Genomic DNA, 19,613 nt, shown 5'->3' on the forward strand with positions numbered 1-19,613 from the left:
TCACTTGTTCTTGCTGATTTCTGCGGGGACAGACAGGACGAACCCATGCCGGAGGCAATGAGGTTTGTCGCCTCAGACGCCTGCGGTGTGGAAACGGCGGCAAATCGGCGAGCCTTAGATCCTGATGCCCGCCCTCTGCCGATGCCATGGCTGAAGGCGAGTTCCGCGCCCAGGCGACGACACGAATCCACGTTGATGCCAAGCTCGCGTTTGCGGTTTGCCAGCAGGGATTCAAGCTGCGGAATCGCGTTCGAGGCTCTTGGCCATATCGGACATGGCCGTGCGTTGACTTGTAGCCCGACATGTCGCCGGCCTGGCATTGATGCTGGCTTTTGCGGTCGAGTCTCTGCCAGCTTTCCACGAACCGGTCGGCGCGGCGGCCTGGATCGGTGTCAAGGCCGATGCGGATTTCGGTTTTAAGCTGGAGAGCAAGCACGACGCGGTTGACGCGGCCGGCGCTCGCTTCACGAACCAGCTCGGGATTCTTGACGTCGGCCGCTTCGGCATCGCGCCAGCCATAGGGCCGCACCTTCTCGAAAGCGCTGCGCGCATCTATCAACTCGTGCATCTGGTCGGGACTGCCCTGCCCGTCCGAATTTCCGCTGTGCAGGATCGTGTCTAGCGCACGCGCGTGACGCCCAAGCGCCTTCGTGCGACCGCTGCGCAACACCGCTTCCCCGTCCACCGAAACATCCGTATCACGCTGCGTCCCCCTAACGGGAGCCGCTGTCTGCGGCGCAGCGCCGACGTCTGCGCTCAGCGCCCCAACATTCTCACTTCCCGGCCCGCGCCCACGGTCCTGGCCGCGCTTGACGTCTTCAGGCGATCGCAACCCGTCCAGCAGCCCGCCGATACGGTCGCCCAGCTTCTCCGGAACGAACCGGCGCACGATCTCGACCACACGCTCACGGAAGGTGATGCCACGCCGCTCGGCATCGCTCTGCGCCGGGTCGGTTTGCTCGTAATCCGATGCCATGTCCTTGGCGCGGTCGCGTGACAGCGTACGGTCCAGCCGGTCCCGCGTACTGAAGTCGTCGCCGCCGTAATGCAGGTCCATCCTAGTCTCGGTGCCGCGACAGTGCGAAGTAGCTGCCATGTGCATCCATGCCCGGCGTTGCGAACACATGGGTCCGGTCGAGGGTCATGCCCTGCGCCTTGTGAATGGTCGCGGCATAACCGTGGTCGATGTGGGCATAGTCTTTCAGGTCGAAGTGAACCGACCTCCCATCGTCGACGCGAACCCTCATGCTCTGTGTGCTGACTTCCTCCACGATGCCGAGCGTGCCGTTCTTGACGCCGAGCCCGCGCTCGTTGCGCAGGAACATGACCCGGTCGCCGCTGGCGACGTTTCTTGGGCCGCGTTCGACATCCACCTGAACCTCGTCGCCGAGATGGCCGGCCGCGCGCATCCGCTCGCGCGCTGCCTGGTTCAGGGCGCGCACTTCGTCGTTTGTGTGGGTAAGGATGATCCGGCTTGCCTCTGGATGCGCCTGCCTGTCGCGATCCCAGCGCTCGACGAGATTGCTGCGAGCCTCGTCGCGCGTTGCAGCCTGATGCACCATCCCTTGCGCGTCGTAGGCGCTGATCGCGGCGCCAATCTTGCCGGTTGCCTGATCGCGCGTGGCATCGCGCTGCCAGTCCTCGCACTGCCGGCGCACCTGGCCGATTCGACGCCGCCGTGTCGCTCGTGAATCGAGCGGAATGCAGCACCCGCTTCGATAGCCTGTAGCTGCTGCGGATCGCCGACGAGGACGATCTTTGCGCCAGCGTCCGCCGCATGGGAAAGCACGCGCTCCAACTGGCGCTGCCGACCATGCCGGCCTCATCGACCACCAGCACATCGCATGCTGTGAGCAGATCACAACCTTGCCCCCAACCATGTTCCATACTGGCGATGGTGCGTGACGGGATGCCTGAACCGCCTTCCAGATTTTCGGCGGCAATGCCGGAATGTGCCGCGCCGCGGAACCTCATAACCCGCCGCTGCCCATGCCTGGCGCGCAACGCCCAGCATGGCGCTCTTGCCCGTTCCGGCAAAACCAACAACGACACCAAGACCGCGGCCGTCGGTGATATGCGCAAGCGCATCGCTCTGCTCGCCCGAAAGGACAAGACCGCGTTGCGCAGCCCGCGCCAGTGCTGCCTCGCGATGGGCGATACTTACCGCGTGTCGCTCGTCCAGATCGATACGCTCTGCCGCGCGGTGAAGGGGCTGTTCGGTCTCTACGATCTGCCGGGTGGTGAAACGGTCTTCGCTGCGCCTGTCCTTGCCGAGTTCGACCAGAGCGGGTGCGTTGCTGATGCGCAAACTTCGCCATGTCTTTTCGGGTGAAGGTCGATTGCTGATGCGTGATGGCATCGAGCGCCACGGATGGATCGGCAATGATGCGCGCACCATTGTTGCGCGCGATCTCGCGATGCAGTTCGGCGCGATCTGCTTCAATATCGCCAGCGTTTAGCCACCGATCTCAATGCGCTGGGCGGGTCCACCAATCTGGGTTTGCGGCTCCAGGGCAATGCCTTGCGCTTCCAGACTGCGATGATCGATGCGGGCGGCGATATCGAGTTCAGCCAGGCGTTTATTGGCAAGCTCCGCCCATCGCTCGCGCCAGTGCTCGACCATCTGGGTGGCGTTCCAGTCTCGAACTTTTGACCCAAAACCGTTCTGGTCCACGGACCGCATGGTCAGCATGACAGGGCGTGCGGTTTGGGACTGCCGTCCTCCGCCCTGTCGAAATGCACATTGAGATCGGCGACCATGCCCTGGCTGACGAACTCCGCCTGAACAAAGTCGCGCGCCAGTTCGATGCCTTGCGCCTGGCTCAGCTCACGCGGCAGAGCAAACTCGACCTCGCGGGCAAGCTGCGCATCCTTGCGGACCTCGAACGCCTCGACATCGTTCCACAGTCGTTCGCGGTCGCGCCAGGCCTCCGGTGCATCCTGCGGCAACATCACCTCGAAAGGGCGACACCGCGCTTGGCCGAGAAGTCATGCATGCGTTCGATGCGCTCGTCGCGCAATCACGAAGGGTCGCATCCACGCGCCGGGTGTCTGATGCAAGGTGATGCGCTGCGTGACTTTCGCGATAAGAGTGGTGGAATTCCCGGCTCAAGCGTTGGCTTGCACCGGATTCCGTTCCTTTACGCGATGACAGTGCGGAATTGCCTGTGCCATAAGGCCAATCGTTGAACCAACTCAGAAGGGATGGAAACGATGGCTATAAACACGATTGATATTGCCGAACGCCTTGCAGACGCGCACGGCCTGTCGAAAACCCAAGCGAAATCCGTGGTCGAGGATGTGTTGAAGGGCATTGCGGAAGCCGCTGCCAAGGGCGAGGAAATCAGCCTCAATGGCTTCGGCAAGTTCAAGGTCCAGAACAAACCAGCACGTGATGGCCGCAATCCGTCGACTGGCGCCACGATCAAGATCGCCGCATCTAAGAAGATCGTCTTCCAGCCAGCAAAGGCTCTCAAGGACTCGGTGAACGGCTGATCAATTAGTGACGATACATCTCGTCTGATAGGAACACGCTTTCCTGCGGGCGATGGTTTCTCATGCCAAGATCATCAGCTTATCATTGCTGCCGTTCTTAGGTCGAGGTCACCGGCCGCGCCAATGGCGCGGGCGGAAGATCCTCCAACAGAAAGCTAGCCGGAACCGCGCAGCGGCTCCGGACGTCGCGCTTATTCGGCGGCGATGTTGAGGGCTCGCCCCCTCGGCCAGGGCGCAGCTGTCGGCGAGGGCAGCGTTCGTCGTGTCCGGCTCGTGGGCGTCAGGCAGATGACGGTTGAATGATCTGCAGCCCGTTGTCACGCTGCTTTTAGCGTGTAATGCACTCGCGCAATGGTGCTGAGGCAGCCCGGCCTTGAGATGTTTCGCTAACTGGCCGACGTCCGCGTTCTGAAAATCATGCTTGGCATTGCGTCCGAAATTGTGGCCCAAAAGCAGATAAGGTGGATGGCTCCTTAGCTCGGCTTGCCTGACAGCAAACCCACTGTGGCACGGTGATGCCGAGAGCGGGAACCATCCACCTCATCTGCTTTCAGGCAGTTGCACAGCTAATTTCAGCAACTGAGAAAGGGCGCTTAGCCAACGGCACCTTTGGGGCCGGAACCCGTCGGTCCGCTTGTGGGACGAAATCACAATAACCAGTCATCCCGCCCATGACCGAGCAGGGTCTTCGCCAAGCAGTGGATCAACGAAGCGCAATGACCGGCAGCCAACACCCAGGGCAAAGGCGCATTCGTCGGTACTGAAGGTCGTCAGCTCAATCGACGTACACCACGACGTAGCGCCCGCTATATGGCTGATAGTAAACACCGCCGCATAGCGACAACGCCACGCCGTTGACGACGACCCTGGCGCATCCTGCCGGCAGCGCGGCTATGTAGGTCGTCGAGCGGCGCACGACGCGCCGGGTAGTCCGGCGTGCGACCCCCGCAACGCTCCCCGCCGTTAGCGGCCTCCCGACCCGCGCTTCGGCGCTCGACATGAGGCCAGCGGACGGATCGCGGAGCACCCCATCATCACCTAACAGAAAAGAGGAAAATAGGCCAACGGCCAATGCGTAGTTCCGAAACCTGGCGATCGAACTCATTGCACCTCCTCCACCGACATGTCGCCGATCGCGTCGGCGACGATACTATCGATTTTCTTTGCCCCATCGGGCGGCGTGAATTGGAACATATTGGCGTCGATCTGAGGCGCGACGTTCCAGTTTGCGAACCTGACTGTATATTCCGGCGCCCCCGTCACCCACTTGGTGGTGATCACGTATTTCATAGGCAGCCGCCGCTCGCCCTGCTCGATCCATATCTGCCAGTCAACCGCCTCGCCGCGAAATGCCAGATGATCGCACTTGATCCCGGCAATATAAGCTTCGCCTACGATCGAGCCTGCGCGGACGTCCGAGGTCAGCACGGCGTAAGGATCGGCTGACAACAGGTCCGCTCCGGCGGCATCCAATCCGGTGGCCATGCGCACCTCTTCCACCGCTTCATCGATCGTCGGGCCTGGGCTGGCAATCTGGGCATAAACGTTCAACGTCTTGCCATAGACCGAAACAGCCTTGCCATCGAAAGTGATTTCCGCGTCGGCGTACGGGCCCTTTCGGGTAATGAAGAGCTTGCCTGGGCGAGCAATGGTAGCCGAGCCCGAGGCGCTGAACTGGATCTTCTGTCCGGTATTGTTGACGATCTCGTCGTCGACGTCATAGTCGAAGCTGAAGGACTTCAACCCAGCCAGACTGGTTGTCATGGCCCGCAGCATAGTGTCCGCATCGGGCTCGACGGCGTTATCGCTCCAGGCTTGAGAACAGGGAAGCATGAGCAAAATCGTGGCCGCAGCCAATCCGAATGATGCTCGATGCGGAATTTTCCGGCCCGAGCCGGAACACAGCATTGTGTTTAACATGTCGGCTTCCTCCTCATTATTATTATTATTGGATAGTTGCCTATTCAGCCGATGCCGCGCCGCGGAAACGGCTGTGGCACGCTTACAGGGCTATTTTAGAAGCGCCATACGGCGCCGATGATGGGCCCCTGTTGAACGGTGTCGTAGACGAATCCGTCATTCTCGTAGTCGACCCCAGAAGCGCGATACCCGAGGACTGCGGAGAATTTATCCGTAAGTTGATAGCCTGCAGCGGCCATCACGTCCCAAGTCACATCGGCAGAAACGGCCCCACCCACCATTCCCCAACCGGTAAGATAAAGCTTCGGGGTGATGGAGTAGCGCGCCTTCAGCCCGACGATGGGATCAGCCCAGGTTTTCTGGTCAGACAGGGAGACGCCGGCGAGTACGCCCGGACCGTTGAAATCGAGCTCGTTCTTGAGCGAATAGAGTCGGAAGCCGGCAAAAGCGTCCACACTTGCCTCCGGTGTCTCGACAAGCCGATATTCCGCCGCCGCTGTCCACATCAAGCTGTGAACAGTCAAGTCTGCGCTGTCGGCAAGCGCGCCGAATGGGGTATCGGAGGACGCCGACAGCCGGACATAGTTGAAGTCGGTAAAAACGCCGAACCGCTGATACCGCGCCTCCGCCAATCCCATGACCCCTATGTCGAATTTGGAAAGTACATCCCCGATGCTGGCGTCGACATGTGCCGTCCTCCCCCCGGCGCCAACGTTGCCCTCTAGACCCGCGAGCCAACCATATGCAGCAACCGTGAAGGTCCAACCGGAGGCGCTTGTGTATTCGACGTTCTCCGCACCCGGATATATCGGGTCTGCCGCAGCGGCGACGCCGATCGGGCCGAAGGTAAACAAACCAACAGCGAGCAAAATCCGGGTTTTCATAAGTCCTCTCCTCTGAATTCAGCCTTTTGGCGCCGCAGGTTTGCGCCAAAATTCATCTATCAATTGACACAGGTTTCCCCAGCGCTGCTCCAGCCAGGCTGATCGCGCCTTCCCCGTAGTGCGACATGCTGCTGAGCACTTTTCTCAGGGGAATATCGAGTGGGTGTACATTGCTGTCCGGCATGATGTGAACGGATCCCGAGGTTGCAGACGGCGCAGACGGGATGAAAATTGTGCTGAACCCGTTTGCCCGCTCGATGATGATGCCAAATGCCAGATTGTCGTCGCTACCGACCAGTGCCGATTTCATGGCATGGTCGGCACCGCCGCCCGTTACCCCCAGCGTTAAGCCGCGGAATAGACCGTAGCCCGGCAGGCGCTCCGCGAGCTGCCTCTCGACCGTACCCACACACCTGCCGCCGCTCGCTGTTTGGATGAGAAGGCCTATGGCAAAACATGAGAACAGCAGCACCAGCGCCGCGATCGCAATGGGCGGCGCAACTGCATTGGTGACATTGTCCGTCAGCGGTTCGATCGCCGACTTGATCTGACCCAACCCGCGAATGAGCACGAAGCCAACCAGCCAGATCGGCAATACGACAACCAGGCCGCCGATTAAGGTCGTTTTGAGGAAGGAGACCGCTTGTCGCATGTTAAGCCTTGCTATTCTGGCAGGCGGAGCCCGATCCGCCTGCCTCAATATCAACCTATGCAATCAACCGGCCTTTCCTCAGCTGGCGGGCGTATACCAGATCGGCGATGTGTAGGCTCGCTCCTGCATCTTCATCGGTGCTTCTGCCGGCATCTTGACGCCGAAGTACTTTGCGTCATACGCCGTCCAGCGCGGTGTGGGGATTTCGAGGACACGCCCGTAGTAAAAGGCACGCTGCGCCGGATCGAAGTCAGGATCTGTCCACACGCTGATCAATTCCGGTGCCCCGATCGTATTCGTCCATGTGGCATTAGCTACGTCGACCGTGTCGCCAACCGGGGGCAGTTTGCCGTCCGCGCCGGGTTTGCGGTCGCCCGACCAGGCGACATCATAGACCTTCTCGTGAACCTCGCCCGCAGCGTCAAGCCAGCCTTTGACAATCTGATAACGGTCGAGATTGGCGCCGATCGGGTCTTTCAACGCAGCGACCAGGAAAGTTGGGACCTTTCCTGCTGGTGCTGGACCGATGTCGCCACCCATCGGCACCCCCTTGGTATAGCCCGGGATCGCGGGGATGCGGGTATTGGCATCGCTTGCTTCGAAGTCGAAGCCACCGAAGAAGCGTACCAGCATGCGGGGACCGGTTGTGGCGTAGGTCTCGCGACGCTGCATCGCGTCGAAAAGTGACGCTCGGGTGTTTTCAGTCGCCCACACGCCCGCGTAACCGGACGCCGTCATCTCCCATCCCATGACCACGTGATTGCCTTGCTTGATAAAGGCATGGAAGGCTCGCTCGGCGCTCGGCTCGCTACTTGATGTCTTGCCGAAGAAGTTGTCTTCCTCGACTGCCGTAAGGCCGGTGTGCGAGTCGGTAGACCCCACCAGTCCAATCTTGTAGGGATTGACACCCAATTTCTGCTCGAGCTTCAGGCCGTTCTTCAGAGCTGAGCGGGCATACTCGTATTGGAACATATCCGGCGTCTTGATGCCCGAGGGGTCTAGATTGCCCTTGTCCCAGCGCTCGAAATTGGCAAACTCGTCATTCGGCGAGAGGAAGGGGTGCGTTTCGCTATCCCCCTTCATTTGCGTCGCCTCATAGAGTCGTTCCCACTTGTTGCGCGTTTCAGCGTACTCTCGATCGATCGGAGAGTTCGTTCCTGGCTCGATCATAGGGAACATCCGCCCATTCGACAGATTGCCGTTGTGGGCAATTGCAAGCAGGCTGCCCCCGGTCTTCGCCTCATAGGCGGCCATCCACTTCCACAGATCACGGGGATTGTCGCTTCCTGGCGGGAGAGAAGTGAATGGAACGACCTGACTCGCCTTGTCACCGTTGTCACGGAAAATAACGTTGCGGTGCAGATTGTTGCCGCCTGTGTTCGAAGTCCATTCGTAGCCGATGAAGGCGGTGAACCGGCCGGGCTCATTTGCCTCCTCCGCCGCTTTGACGGTTTCCTGCCAGGCACCGCGATATGCGGCTGAATCAGGCGAGTAGAGGATCGGTCCTTTGAATTTACCCGCTCCGAAGTTCGTCAGGATGTCGATGGCCGCTGCCGCTCCCTGGCCGGACTGCATCATGTCGTACCATTTGCGGCCCAGCGGATCAGCCAGAAGCTCAGGCTTTCCCGCTAATAGGTCGGGGAAGAAACCCATATTGTCGGAATGATCAGCGACGACGAGGAAGTCGAGTGGACGCGACAGCTTCGCGAGTTGGCCGGACGAAGCCATGATCTCCTGACCCTTGGCGAAGCGATAGGCGTCAGCAGGGCCAAGCTTAGCTCCGAACGCGCCTGCATCCATGGAAAAGGATGTATGCAGATGTGTGTCGCCGAAGTAGGGGCGGGACGGGAAGTTTCGCCCTGCCCAAGGCGAGTATGGCCGCTTGACGGGATAAAGCTTCGCGGCCGTGTCGGCATCAAACGTTCCGACGTCGGTGGCCACCCCATCCTCTGCCCAGGCCGGCAAAGACGGGGAGACCGCCAAGAGTACCGCGAGTGCGGCTCCACAAAGAAGGGCGACTTTGGCTTCGGCGATTTTCATGACTTCCTCCTTAAGTTCAAAATTGCGGGAACGCGGCGTCGAGCCGCTGGATGCTCCAGAATGTCGCGACGATACCGATCGCGTAGGCCGAGGTGACAATCGACTGCCGGGGAATGGCGATCAGTCGTCCGACTGCATAAACCGCGCTTAGCAAGACGGCGATGAAGGCCAGCTGCCCGAGCTCAACGCCGACGTTGAAGGCGAGCAGCGCCATCGGGACGTCGCTGTGGGGTAAACCGAGTTCGACCAGAGCACCGGCGAAGCCGAAGCCGTGCAGCAGGCCGAAGGCAAAGGCCACGATCCATGGCCGCGCGATGGCTAGGCTGAGATGTCCGAGTTCCATGCGGACAACTTCCGCTGCAATCATGACGATGCTGATCGAAATCATCGCCTCTACGGGGCGAGACGGCAGCGTTAGCCATCCCAGCGTCGCGCAGGTCAAGGTGATCGAATGCGCTGCGGTGAAGGCGGTGATCGCTTTCACAAGCTTGCGCCAGTCGCGCACGATTAGCATCAGCCCTGCAACGAAGAGCAGGTGGTCGAAGCCAAATGCGATGTGCTCGATGCCATGCTGGACATAGGTGACGAACACGGCCCAAGAGCTTTGCGACGCGGGAATCACCGCCGAGGGGGCGCTTGGCGTCAGCCGTGCCGTCCAGCTGTTGCCGTTGGCGAACACGACATGCACCAATGTGTCGGTCATGGTGTTCTGCAGCCCTTCGATCAGCACGTTCTGCCCGGCGAGTGGCTCGATGGTGCGCATGTGCCAAGTCTGCACCATCGCATCGCCGGTCGGACGTGAGACAATCGGCGTCATCGCTTCGATCTTGCCGGAAAACAGGGCTGACAGCGCCAGGCGCGCGTCCCCCTGCATCGGCGTCTTGAATAGGACGGTAAAATCGTTGGGCGCGCCTTCCTCGACGCTCAGATAGGCAGGACGTACCTCATGCGCCGAGGTGCCGGTGACGAACAGCACGGCCTGGGCTGCCGCAGCCAACAGGATCAACCGGACGCATCCCATCACGGCGCAGAGACCCCGCGCGAGCGCCGACCATTCGGCCGCCCGTGTCATTGGGCGGCCACATTCGGTGCTAACCCTTGACCGAGCAGCGCTGTCGTATTGTTGTCCAGTTGCACGCCGTATTTGTTGCGCAGTTCGATCAGATAATCTCGGCTGAGCTCGGTTTGCTTCGCAAAGCGCCACTCGGCGAGTACGGCATCCTTCGCCATCTCAAAGGGCTTCGGCGCGGTCGCCGTACGCTGCGTGACGAGCACCAGATGAAATCCATAGCCAGATTTCACCGGGCCGCGCCACCTACCCGGTTCGAGTGCAAACACTTCGCGCGCAAAATCGGGACCGAACATCCCAGACAGCGCATGCTCGTCGGTATCAGCAAAGCTGTCGTCGAAAAGCAGCCGGTCGCCCTCGATCGAGTCATCCTCGATATTCAGTGAGAGCGCACCCAGTGCTGCGGTCGCGTCCGCCGCGGCATCCTTGCGATGCTCCGGATTGAAGTAGACCTGTCGGAACGAAAGCTTTCCGGGCGTCTCGAAGTGTGCAGCGTTGGCGACATAGAACTGCCGCAGATCCGCCTCGGTTGGCTCGGCAAGCTGAGCTGTGTCTTCGACAAGGAATTTCAGCTTCTGAGCGAGGCGGCGTCGGATGATGGTGTCGTCTTGTTCCAGGCCTATCTCCTGGGCTTCGCGCGCCAGCAGCTTCTCGGTCAGCAGATCGTCGACGAGACCCTTGAGTTCATCGCCGGTCGGCTCGCGCAGCCATTGACTCGACCAGGTCTGCTTGAGCCAGCGCACGTCGCCGTCGCCGATCCGGACCGGCTCCGCGGCTGTAGCTTCGACATGTCTGTCGCTCATCCATGAATAGCCGCCAAACAAGATGACCCCGACGACTGCGAAATGCAGCAGAGGCTCCCTGAGCAACGTCATACGTTTTCCTCCGCTCCGGCTAAAGAAGCATCTCGCATCAGACAGATACTCGATGAGCGCCTCCTGAATTCCTTCATGGATAGTACGCCCCAAAGAGCTGGCGCTGGAATGTAAGTTACGTGGGGTAAGCATGTAATCGCCCTACAGAACCGCTGTCGTTGCCGGGCGCGAACTCCTAAAATGTACCCGGGCGAGCGCGGTATCTTGCGGACCGGCGCGTGGGGACTGCACTTCGCCTTCAGCGCGCACACTCCGCAGGTGAACCTTGTCGGCCCTTTAGAGGAGCGCCGCGCCATTGTTGAGCAGCTTGCTCGTGCTGGTCGGATGCGATGTGCCGCAAGTCAACGAGAGACGTTGTCTTCCTTTCCAAGGATCAGCTCCTTGATTGTCACCGGGTTTCCAGCTGAGTTTCGCTGGGAAAGCCCCGTAGAAGCAGACCACCCCAGACGGCAAGAAGTGCGTGAAATGCAACCGTGGGCCACAGGATGACGCCGGTCATCTTTAGGAATGCGGCCGCGTAGACGAGGAGAATTGATACGGCCGTGTTGTAAATCAGAATGCCAATAATCATTCCGAATAGTGAAGGATTTAACTCGTCTTTCCTCGCCATCCAACTTGCGACACCTAGGGCGAGCAGCGCAGCGCCCGCAATGCGGCCGACAAAGCTTGCTTCAACCGTGGCACTTTCCAACCTAAGCAGGAGAGCAAATGGAACGGAAGGTAGCAAAAGAAGACCGAGACCTGTCGCCCCTTCGACCGTCGCAATTACGTTCAAGAATAAGTTTCGTTTCGCGTTCATTTGTTGACCTTATCCATCACTGCCCCCCGCAGGCTGCCCCGTGCATCTCACTGCGTCTTCATCAGTGGTGGCTGCTTCCACGACCCATCAAGCGCTTCCGGCTTCGGCCAATAGAGCCGCATGACGACCATGAACGGACCTTTGGGCGCTGGTAACCAATTCGTTTCCTTGGCATCTCCTGGCGACTCGTTCTGAAGGTAAAATGTCAGGCCGCCATCCGCGTCCTTCAGGAACTGCGGCAGCATCGATTTGTTGAGCAGATAGCGGTCGATTGGATTGGCGACGAGTAACCTCGAGGGCAGCTCATACATCGTCAGGGACCAGAAGGCGTTGGCAGCTGGTAGCTGGTCGGGCGCGAAGTGCACGGTGTAGCGGCTACTGCCGTCCAGCTTCTGGCTCGCTGAATCCACGGCATACACCGGGTACATGGCTTCCTCCTTCGAGTTGCCATATATGCCGAGCACCGCTCCGGCCATGCGGTAAAGGTAGTTGTTCTTCAGATGGACCCGCGTACCGAGCAGATCGCCAGAGGTCACTTCCCGAGCATCGATCTTCTTTTTCAGGTCAGCGAGGTCAATCCAAGCTTCGGTCATCCCCTGCTCGATGGCCGTCTTCATATCGGGCGAGAGGGTTTTCACGTCGAAGGCCTTCCCAGCGCCGACACCGATCTTGGCAAAACGCACCATAAGCTCGGTCTCAGAGGGATCGGTTGGACAGAATCGCAGGACAAAGTTCAGGATGTTGAAAAGCTCGGGCGACGTCTTCTGCTGGTCGGGGATCAGAGGCTTGATGAAATCAATTGCCGGTACCGGAGCCGGTGCAGGCTGACCTAGAAACGCGGACAGCGGCTCCGCCTTATACTGGGCCTGGACCTTCTTGACGTTGTCGAGATCATCCGGCCTGAAGAGCTGCGTGCGATAAATACCGAGCACAAGCTCTGTCTCGGAGCGGATCACCTTCGTGACACCCTTAGGCGTATCGCCCTTAAAGCCCGGCCCGGCGATAAGGAAGCTGCCGCCGTCGTTGCCGGTCGTACGGCTGCCGATGTAGTCGAAATTATGGGTGTAAAGATCGACAAGCTGGATGCTGAAATAGCGGTCCTTTTCCATCGACGGCACGGTGAGCACGATCGGTTCAGCCCGTAGATCGAAGCCGATCATGGAGTAGGGAGTGTCAGAATTGGGCGTCTGGACCGCCTTGTCATCGGGCGTGTAGACACGCGGAATGTTGACGACCTGGTTCCAGGGGCCCTTGAATTCGGGACTCTTTTTGTCGACGAAATAGGCGTGAAGGATACGATAGCCGTCCACCATCGGGTAGCCGTAGATGTAGGCCTGCTTGGCGACCGAGCGCGCTTCAGACGGAGCTATATCTGCAGCCTGAGCGCTTTTCGAGCCAAATCCAGCGAGACCCAGAGCAAGCGTCGAACCTAGCGTAAAATTGCGTCGACTGAGTTTCATCGCGGTACGTCCCAGTTTTGCCGTGGCGACTTCGATCTGAGGGTGCGTCTCAAAGCACTACGTCTTGCACTTCCTCGTGGATGGTGCTGGCAGGGCGCAGTTCTTGCCGCCAGCATTCGTTTTCTGGCTGCTTTGCGGGCCGGTCAAAGCCTCGACCTCGTTGCCGTAGTTTTCTCGGGTGTTCTGGTCGACCATCGCAACGGGTGCCGCAATCATCAATCCTGCCGCGCTGCCGGCCGCCGCCGCTGCTCCGGTGGTCGCTTGCACGATTGTATCGCCAAGGCCTATCCTGTTGTCGGTTAAGGTCTGACCGCCGGCCATCCGCGCCCCGATCAGCTGCACGATCTGCGGTGACGACGCGAACTTGCCGTGGTTCAAACGATCACCCGATTTGATTTTCGTTAGATCGATGACGGTGACATTCTCGCTCGCAAGTTCTTCCTTGTATGGAGCTTGTTCGGGATCAATCGATCCGAGCCGGGGGATATTACCCCAGACCCGTCGCGAAACTTTGAGCGCGCGATCGTCCTGCGAGACAAAAAGGGTGAACTGCGGGTGCTGTTTGCCCATGTCGGCAATTTGGGTGCGGAACACGTCGACATCGACGTCGGGCGCAGCCAGCATGACGTTTTTGAATTTGGCCGGGAGGCCGCCATTGCGGATGGCCATCTGGCGCAAGGACTCCAAGGCAAGCCAATTGCCCATCGAATGGGCGAGGATTGACACTTCCTTGATTTCGGGATCGCGAGCGAGATATTGGAACAGGAGTTCGAGGGCATTTCGCGTGTAGTTGGTGCTTTCGCGATCGTAGCCATACGCCAGCGCACTGCCTCGGGAAGGCCATGTGACCAGGATCGGAACGCTGTCGGTGCCCGTGTCCTCGGCGATCTGGGCAAAGCGATAGACCGCGTCTTCGAATCGATTGTTGAATCCGTGGATGAAAACCAGGACACTGTGGTCTGGAGTCTTCCTGACCGAGGCGTGTAGCCACCCTTTCGCGGTCTCAAGTGTTAATTCTTCGGCTTTCACAACCGCGAAATCCGTTGCAGGGTTCGACGGCAGCTTCTTGGGCCAGGCGACCTCGCCGGCCTTGCGGACCGATGCCGGAGGGATCGAGACCGTAATATCCGCAAACGAAGGAGCCGTTCCGCGTTCCCCCGTATACATCTCGGCGGGATTGGCGGAGCGACGACGAGTGGTTGTTACAAGCATCTCGATCTTGCTCGATGACGGGGACGTATCAGCCACCGGTAGCAGCACGTTCGTCGGACGCGTTGCACAGCCCGACAGCAAGCCGACAAATGCCAATGCCAACAAGGCGCTATTCATGCGCCTGATTTTCGCCCTGCTCACCAATTGCACTCAAAGCCCCCTCACGCCTGCATCGCAGCCTGAACCGCCGATGATCAACTGATCTCAATTGATATGAACAACCACGTACTGGGAGCCGGAGGGCTGATAGTACTTTGCGCCGCAGTGCCAGACTGCCATTCCGTTGACCGTAGTTTTAACGCAACCAGCAGGAAGCGCCCTGATGTAGACATGTGTTCTGTGAATTGTTCGCCGTGTCGTGCGCCGCGCGACGCCCGCTGCACTTCCGGGCGTAAGCGGCCGGCCCACCTTCGCGATCGCCTCAGACGACACCGAACCTCCTGTTACCAAGGAGATCGGATCGATTTGAACGAAAGTGGCCAAAGCCAAGGCCAGGACGATAGAGTTGCGCAATGTGAACTTCGTTGGCATCATTTCCTCCCATTGTTTAGTCATTGTTCAGGTCTAAGTGCCCCGGCCCGGCAGGTATGCTTTCGGCATGAGCGCGAGTAGTTCGCACGAACGGCAACCACGCAATGCGCCAGATCCGCTGGGCGTCTGTCCGCTTTTCCACGCTCTTGGCCTAGCCGTTCACCGTGGCGGCCATGGAGTGGTAGCCGACTTCCGGACGGCATCGGTGTTTAGCACTGCTCCGACCTCATCAACCAACCGATCCACCAGTTCCTCCCATTCAACTCGCCTGGGCTCGCGTAATTCCAGCCGGATCTCGTCCACCTTTGAAAGCGCAAACTCCGCATCCGCGAGTTCCTCGCACATGTCGCGAAAACTCTCACTCCGGTCCATCAGCCGATAGATCGCCAATTCAAATTGAGGAAATCGTCGCACTGCCGCCGAGATCGCTCTCGTTCTCGCAGCTGAGCTGTCCTTTTTTGTCATATTTTGCTGATGTGATCGAATTATCGATAATTTCCTGAGCTGAATTGCTGAGTTGGTAGTTGATCCAGCCGAATTATATTGCCCCGCCCCAAAGCGGAATGTAAGTTACGTGGGACATCATGTAACCGTACGCGCATAAGTTGTGGCGGTTGCAGGTGTCAAACGAGGGGAAGTTGAACAATCACACTGGAACATCCAGCTTAGGGAGAGATAATCTTCCTACTGAGGATTGCCGTGCGCAACTCGTCCTGATCGTGGCGAGCGCGGACTTCGATGCAACCGGGCGCGAGCGCCGCTTCCTTACCCATGTGGTGGAGGAAACTCTGGCGGGACGTGGCGACCGCATCAAGGCCTATTCGATCGCAGTTGAAGTGTTCGGCCGCGGCGAGTCGTTCGACGCGCAGACGGATCCCATCGTCCGCATCGAGGCTGGCCACCTCAGGCGTGCGCTCGAGCGTTACTATTTGACGTCCGGTCACGCAGACCCAATACTGATCACAATCCCAAAGGGAGGGTATGTCCCTGTCTTCACGCTTCGTTCGGACCAGCCAGTCGCGGAGCCGCAGACACCCGTTATTTCTCAACCAATGGCTGACGCGCCGGTTCGGTGGGTGGCGTCTCGACTGGTTCTGCCGGGCGTACTCGTGCTCTTTCTCGTGGCTGGAGCATCTTTGTTGGCGGGGTGGTGGTCCTCCGCCACACCGGGCGTACCGGAAACACCCCGCGTGCTCGTTGAACAGTTTGAGAACCTGACCGGCACCCAAGCTGCGGCGGCCGTCGCGAGCGGATTGAAACAGGAAATCGTCAGTCAGCTATCCAAGTTCAAGGACATTGTGGTCGTCGAGTCGACAGCAGAGGGGGACGATCCGTTAACCTCACCTGCACGATTTGTCCTTGCCGGAAGCGTCAACCTGTCGGTGGACGCCTTCCGGGTTCGGGTCAGGCTGATCAATAGGGCCGACGGTTCGGTTCTTTGGGCGAACAGCTATGATGGCGCGATCAAAGTCGCGGACCTTGTCCAAGCCCAGACCGACATCGCGAGCAACGTGGCGACGAGTCTGGCCCAGACATACGGCGTCATCTTCCAGGCGGACGCCAATCTCCACGTTGAAAATCCACCTGACGATTGGGCCGCCTACTCTTGCACACTTTCCTTCTATGCCTATCGGTTCCCTGTATCTTTGGAAGCCCGTTCAACGGTACGCACGTGCCTCGAGAAGTCCGTGGGTCGCTTTCCCAATTACGCCACCGCTTGGGGCCTACTTTCGTTGATCTACACGGATGACTATCGTTTCGAGTTCCCGGCAGATGGCGCCGCTTCGGCGGAAGCGCTGGAACGCGCCTTGGCCGCGGCGAGACGGGCCGTAGAGCTTGACCCTGCCAACATCCGGGGACGCCAGGCCGAAATGTTTGCGCTTTATTTCAACAAGGAGATCGACGCGGCCTTGAAAGTGGGCAAGCAGACCTTGGACATCAACCCGAACGACACCGAGTTTATGGGCGAATATGGCGAGCGCCTGGCAGTTTCCGGAAATTGGCACGACGGCTGCTCGTTGATTTCGGCGGCGCACCAACGGAGTCCGGGCTCGTCACCCTATTATGAGGCGGATCTGGCCCTTTGCTCCTATTTCAGCGGCGACTATCTACAGGCAGCAATGTGGATCAAAAAATCTTCGGCTCTTTCAAATCCGATCTACCATTTAATTGCCGCTGCGGCGTTCGGCGAAGGAGGAAACAAAATCGAGGCTGAACGCGAGCGAACCTGGTTGATTAAAAATCAGCCAAATTTGGTGAAGACCGTGCGCCGGCAACTTTCGATACGATTGGCCCGCGCCCAAGACGTCGAATTTTTCGTTGGCTCGCTCAAGAAAGCCGGCCTCGAAGTCGCAGACTGACGGGCGCGCATTGCCGAAGTGCATCGCTGCACCGATATTGAGCCTTCCTCCGTTGGACGACGCCGCTTGGAAAACTGGGGGCGGTTTGGTCAAAGGGGCCCGAGCCAAGAGGCCTGAAAAGTTCGTAGCCAATCGCAAGGGAGACCGGCCCGGCGCAGGATTGGCTCACCGCGTCGGCCCGCACCGACATAAGGGACCTTCCAGGGGCGCTGTGTTGATCCGCCGACCGCCTGCGGTTTCATTGGCCCACAACCACCCACGCAACCCCGGCGCCCACAAGCCGGCGCTGCCCACCGGCATCACGCCGGCCCTGCGTAAACTCGGTCATTGGCTGCAGCCAATGACCGAGTTAGATGGAATATCCGAGCGGGCGGTCAAGGCTTGAGGCACTTGCGGCCCACTGCCATCGCTTTGAAAGTCCCCTTCAGATCGACGACGAAGGTCCCCTTGGTGTCCGGAAACACGGTCATCGTGTACTTCTTCGCCACGTCGCGCTTGAACTTCGGGTCGTCGGTCAAGATGTAGCCGCCAGAATATCCGCCTTTGAGTTCCCCGCTCGTACTTGTCGCCACACCCTTATAGAGATGGCCGTCAAGAGAGACGAAGATTTCCGACGTGTTCCCGCTCTTGAGGCCGATATCTACCTTCGTGAACACGCCAAGATACCCGACCTCCTGATTTGCGGTAACGCCCATTTGCACCGCACTTGGCCCATCCTGGCGCACGATCAAGCAATCTCCGCGGGTTTGATTTGCATAGACCGTCCAGCCCTCGACGTCGCCCCCGTAGCGGACGAGCACATCGCTGGCCTTGGGAAGTGGATTTTGTGTTTGTGGGTGGGCTGCCGTCGCAGATGAAAGTGCTACTGAAGTTGCCGCAATGAGTGTCAAGAAGTTTCGCATGGTGGTTCCTTTCCTTTGTTAGCCGTTCTTTGCCCATGAGTGTCCACGCTGCCGTCCGAGCATGGGTCTTTTCCCCTTCGCCAACTGTCCGTAGGGTACGCTCAAGGGCTCGTATATCGCGTTCCACCAGAGGCAGCAGGTAAGTTACGTGGGCAAAGCATGTAGTCAGTGACCTGAGACCCTGAAGCTCCTCCAGTTTTTGGTAGAGTCTGTCCCACTCAAGGAGACGGACGAATGAAGCGTTCACGGTTCACGGAAGAACAAGTCATCGCGATTTTGAAGGAGCAGGAGGCGGGCATTAGCGCGCGCCCACGCCAACTGCATAGAAGGGCTTCCAATCCTCGGATTGGTCTGCTCGGCGTCTATCATTATTTCAAAGATAGATATCACGAATCCGCTTGCCTCTACACTGTTAGGCGCGAATAGTTCAGTCGGTAATTCACCTCCACGACCCAGATCGAGCTAGTCTCAGTTTCACTGCGTTCGCCGTGCAGATGGTGATTGGCGCGTATTGGTCCTGGGTTTGAGGTGAAGAGTGCTGCTGCCACTTCAGAAGCCCGCCGCCGCCGGGACGAAAGGGAGCATTGCGGATCTGGAACGTTGTATGATGTTGGATGTTGTCACTGGCATCGTCTGTAGCCGACTCCATGTGAATAGAACGCCTGGTCCTGCATTGGCGAAGGCTGCTACCGCCAGCTGAGCGGTTCCGTGCTCTTGAGAAGAGCGACCAACTCGCTCTGCTGACGGGTACGGGTCTTGGAGAAAATCCGTTCGAGATAGGTACGGCAGGTCTTCACGGTGATGTTCGAGCTTGCCGCGGCTTCCTTCAGCCTCCGCCCTGGATGCCAATGCCGCTGCAAGCCGGGCTTCGGCCGACGTCAGGTCGAACAGGCTGCGGACATGCAACTCGAATCCATCGGGGATGCGCCGGGCGACCTCGGTGACCATGATCACCGCGCAGCGTTCCGACGCCAGACCGTAGGCGCGGGCATCGACGAATGGGGCAACCGACAGCACCAGCCGCGTCAGGTCGGATCGCCTGTGATCCGACGGCACCATCAGCGTTCCGCCGGTTCCAGGCATGGCGCCATCCCGCAACGAGCAGGCATCCGCAACCAGTCGCTGAAGCTCCTGCGCATCCGTGGCATTGGAGGCGACGATAGCGCCGCCATTCATACCCCTACCGCCGCTAGTGTTTGGACCGGAGACATCGCGAACAGGTGTGCGAGGACATCGCGAACAGTTTGGCGTGCTTTGCGCCGGGAGGTTCGCGATGCCATTTGGGAACACCAGCGTGATGGATGGGAAGTTGGAGTTTGTGCGTTTTGCGGTGCAGGATGGCAGCAATGTCAGTGCGCTTTGTCGTCGTTTCGGGATTGGCCGAACCTGTGGTCACAAGTTGATCGCGCGGTAT

14 protein-coding genes and 1 pseudogene are annotated in these 19,613 nt (G+C 59.3%); 2 read left to right on the forward strand and 13 right to left on the reverse strand.

Annotated features, from left to right (window positions below; genetic code table 11):
* Positions 1-128: 128 nt before the first annotated feature.
* Positions 129-3,020, reverse strand: a pseudogene (traA, locus tag EOA13_RS15740) (Ti-type conjugative transfer relaxase TraA); the annotation flags it as partial.
* 193 nt (positions 3,021-3,213) lie between these two features.
* On the opposite strand from traA, the gene EOA13_RS15745 reads away from it, so the two are divergent.
* Entirely contained in the window at positions 3,214-3,495 is a 282-nt protein-coding gene (locus tag EOA13_RS15745) for an HU family DNA-binding protein (RefSeq protein ID WP_203277277.1), read from the forward strand.
* Positions 3,496-4,270: 775 nt separating this feature from the next.
* Here the strand turns inward: EOA13_RS15745 and EOA13_RS15750 are convergent.
* The 10 genes from EOA13_RS15750 to EOA13_RS15795 form a co-directional block, all read right to left on the reverse strand.
* Positions 4,271-4,600, reverse strand: a complete 330-nt coding sequence (locus EOA13_RS15750) for a hypothetical protein (protein WP_127293850.1) — start codon at positions 4,598-4,600, stop codon at positions 4,271-4,273.
* Positions 4,597-5,415: a DUF2092 domain-containing protein gene (locus EOA13_RS15755; protein ID WP_245490390.1), complete on the reverse strand. Its 819-nt coding sequence runs from the start codon at positions 5,413-5,415 to the stop codon at positions 4,597-4,599. Before EOA13_RS15755 ends, EOA13_RS15750 begins: the two co-directional genes overlap by 4 nt.
* Before the next feature lie 95 nt (positions 5,416-5,510).
* Entirely contained in the window at positions 5,511-6,299 is a 789-nt protein-coding gene (locus EOA13_RS15760; protein ID WP_127293852.1) for a hypothetical protein, read from the reverse strand.
* A 52-nt stretch (positions 6,300-6,351) separates the two neighbouring features.
* Complete coding sequence (locus tag EOA13_RS15765; protein ID WP_127293854.1) at positions 6,352-6,951, reverse strand: hypothetical protein; 600 nt, start codon at positions 6,949-6,951, stop codon at positions 6,352-6,354.
* 78 nt (positions 6,952-7,029) lie between these two features.
* Positions 7,030-8,991 (reverse strand): DUF3604 domain-containing protein, encoded by a 1,962-nt coding sequence (locus EOA13_RS15770; protein WP_127293856.1) that lies wholly within the window; start codon positions 8,989-8,991, stop codon positions 7,030-7,032.
* Between the two features lie 16 nt (positions 8,992-9,007).
* Complete coding sequence (locus EOA13_RS15775; RefSeq protein ID WP_164780094.1) at positions 9,008-10,063, reverse strand: HupE/UreJ family protein; 1,056 nt, start codon at positions 10,061-10,063, stop codon at positions 9,008-9,010.
* A complete protein-coding gene (locus tag EOA13_RS15780; protein ID WP_127293858.1) occupies positions 10,060-10,935 on the reverse strand; it encodes a peptidylprolyl isomerase in 876 nt (291 codons plus the stop codon). The genes EOA13_RS15775 and EOA13_RS15780 overlap by 4 nt, the downstream gene beginning before the upstream one ends.
* 388 nt (positions 10,936-11,323) lie before the next feature.
* Entirely contained in the window at positions 11,324-11,734 is a 411-nt protein-coding gene (locus EOA13_RS15785; protein WP_127293860.1) for a hypothetical protein, read from the reverse strand.
* 47 nt (positions 11,735-11,781) lie between these two features.
* A complete protein-coding gene (locus EOA13_RS15790; RefSeq protein WP_127293862.1) occupies positions 11,782-13,194 on the reverse strand; it encodes a DUF1254 domain-containing protein in 1,413 nt (470 codons plus the stop codon).
* Positions 13,195-13,251: 57 nt separating this feature from the next.
* Positions 13,252-14,523: an alpha/beta hydrolase gene (locus EOA13_RS15795; protein ID WP_127293864.1), complete on the reverse strand. Its 1,272-nt coding sequence runs from the start codon at positions 14,521-14,523 to the stop codon at positions 13,252-13,254.
* Between the two features lie 1,052 nt (positions 14,524-15,575).
* Here EOA13_RS15795 and EOA13_RS15810 point away from each other — a divergent pair.
* Positions 15,576-17,297 carry a hypothetical protein gene (locus EOA13_RS15810; protein ID WP_127293870.1) on the forward strand — a complete coding sequence of 574 codons (1,722 nt, stop codon included), beginning with the start codon at positions 15,576-15,578 and terminating at the stop codon, positions 17,295-17,297.
* A 374-nt stretch (positions 17,298-17,671) separates the two neighbouring features.
* Here the strand turns inward: EOA13_RS15810 and EOA13_RS15815 are convergent, their stop codons facing one another.
* A complete protein-coding gene (locus EOA13_RS15815) occupies positions 17,672-18,199 on the reverse strand; it encodes a hypothetical protein (RefSeq protein WP_127293872.1) in 528 nt (175 codons plus the stop codon).
* A gap of 549 nt (positions 18,200-18,748) precedes the next feature.
* Positions 18,749-19,375 (reverse strand): hypothetical protein, encoded by a 627-nt coding sequence (locus tag EOA13_RS15820; RefSeq protein ID WP_245490391.1) that lies wholly within the window; start codon positions 19,373-19,375, stop codon positions 18,749-18,751.
* Between the last annotated feature and the right edge of the window lie 238 nt (positions 19,376-19,613).

Source organism: Mesorhizobium sp. M7A.F.Ca.US.011.01.1.1, from assembly GCF_003998295.1.
Taxonomy (GTDB): Bacteria; Pseudomonadota; Alphaproteobacteria; order Rhizobiales; family Rhizobiaceae; genus Mesorhizobium.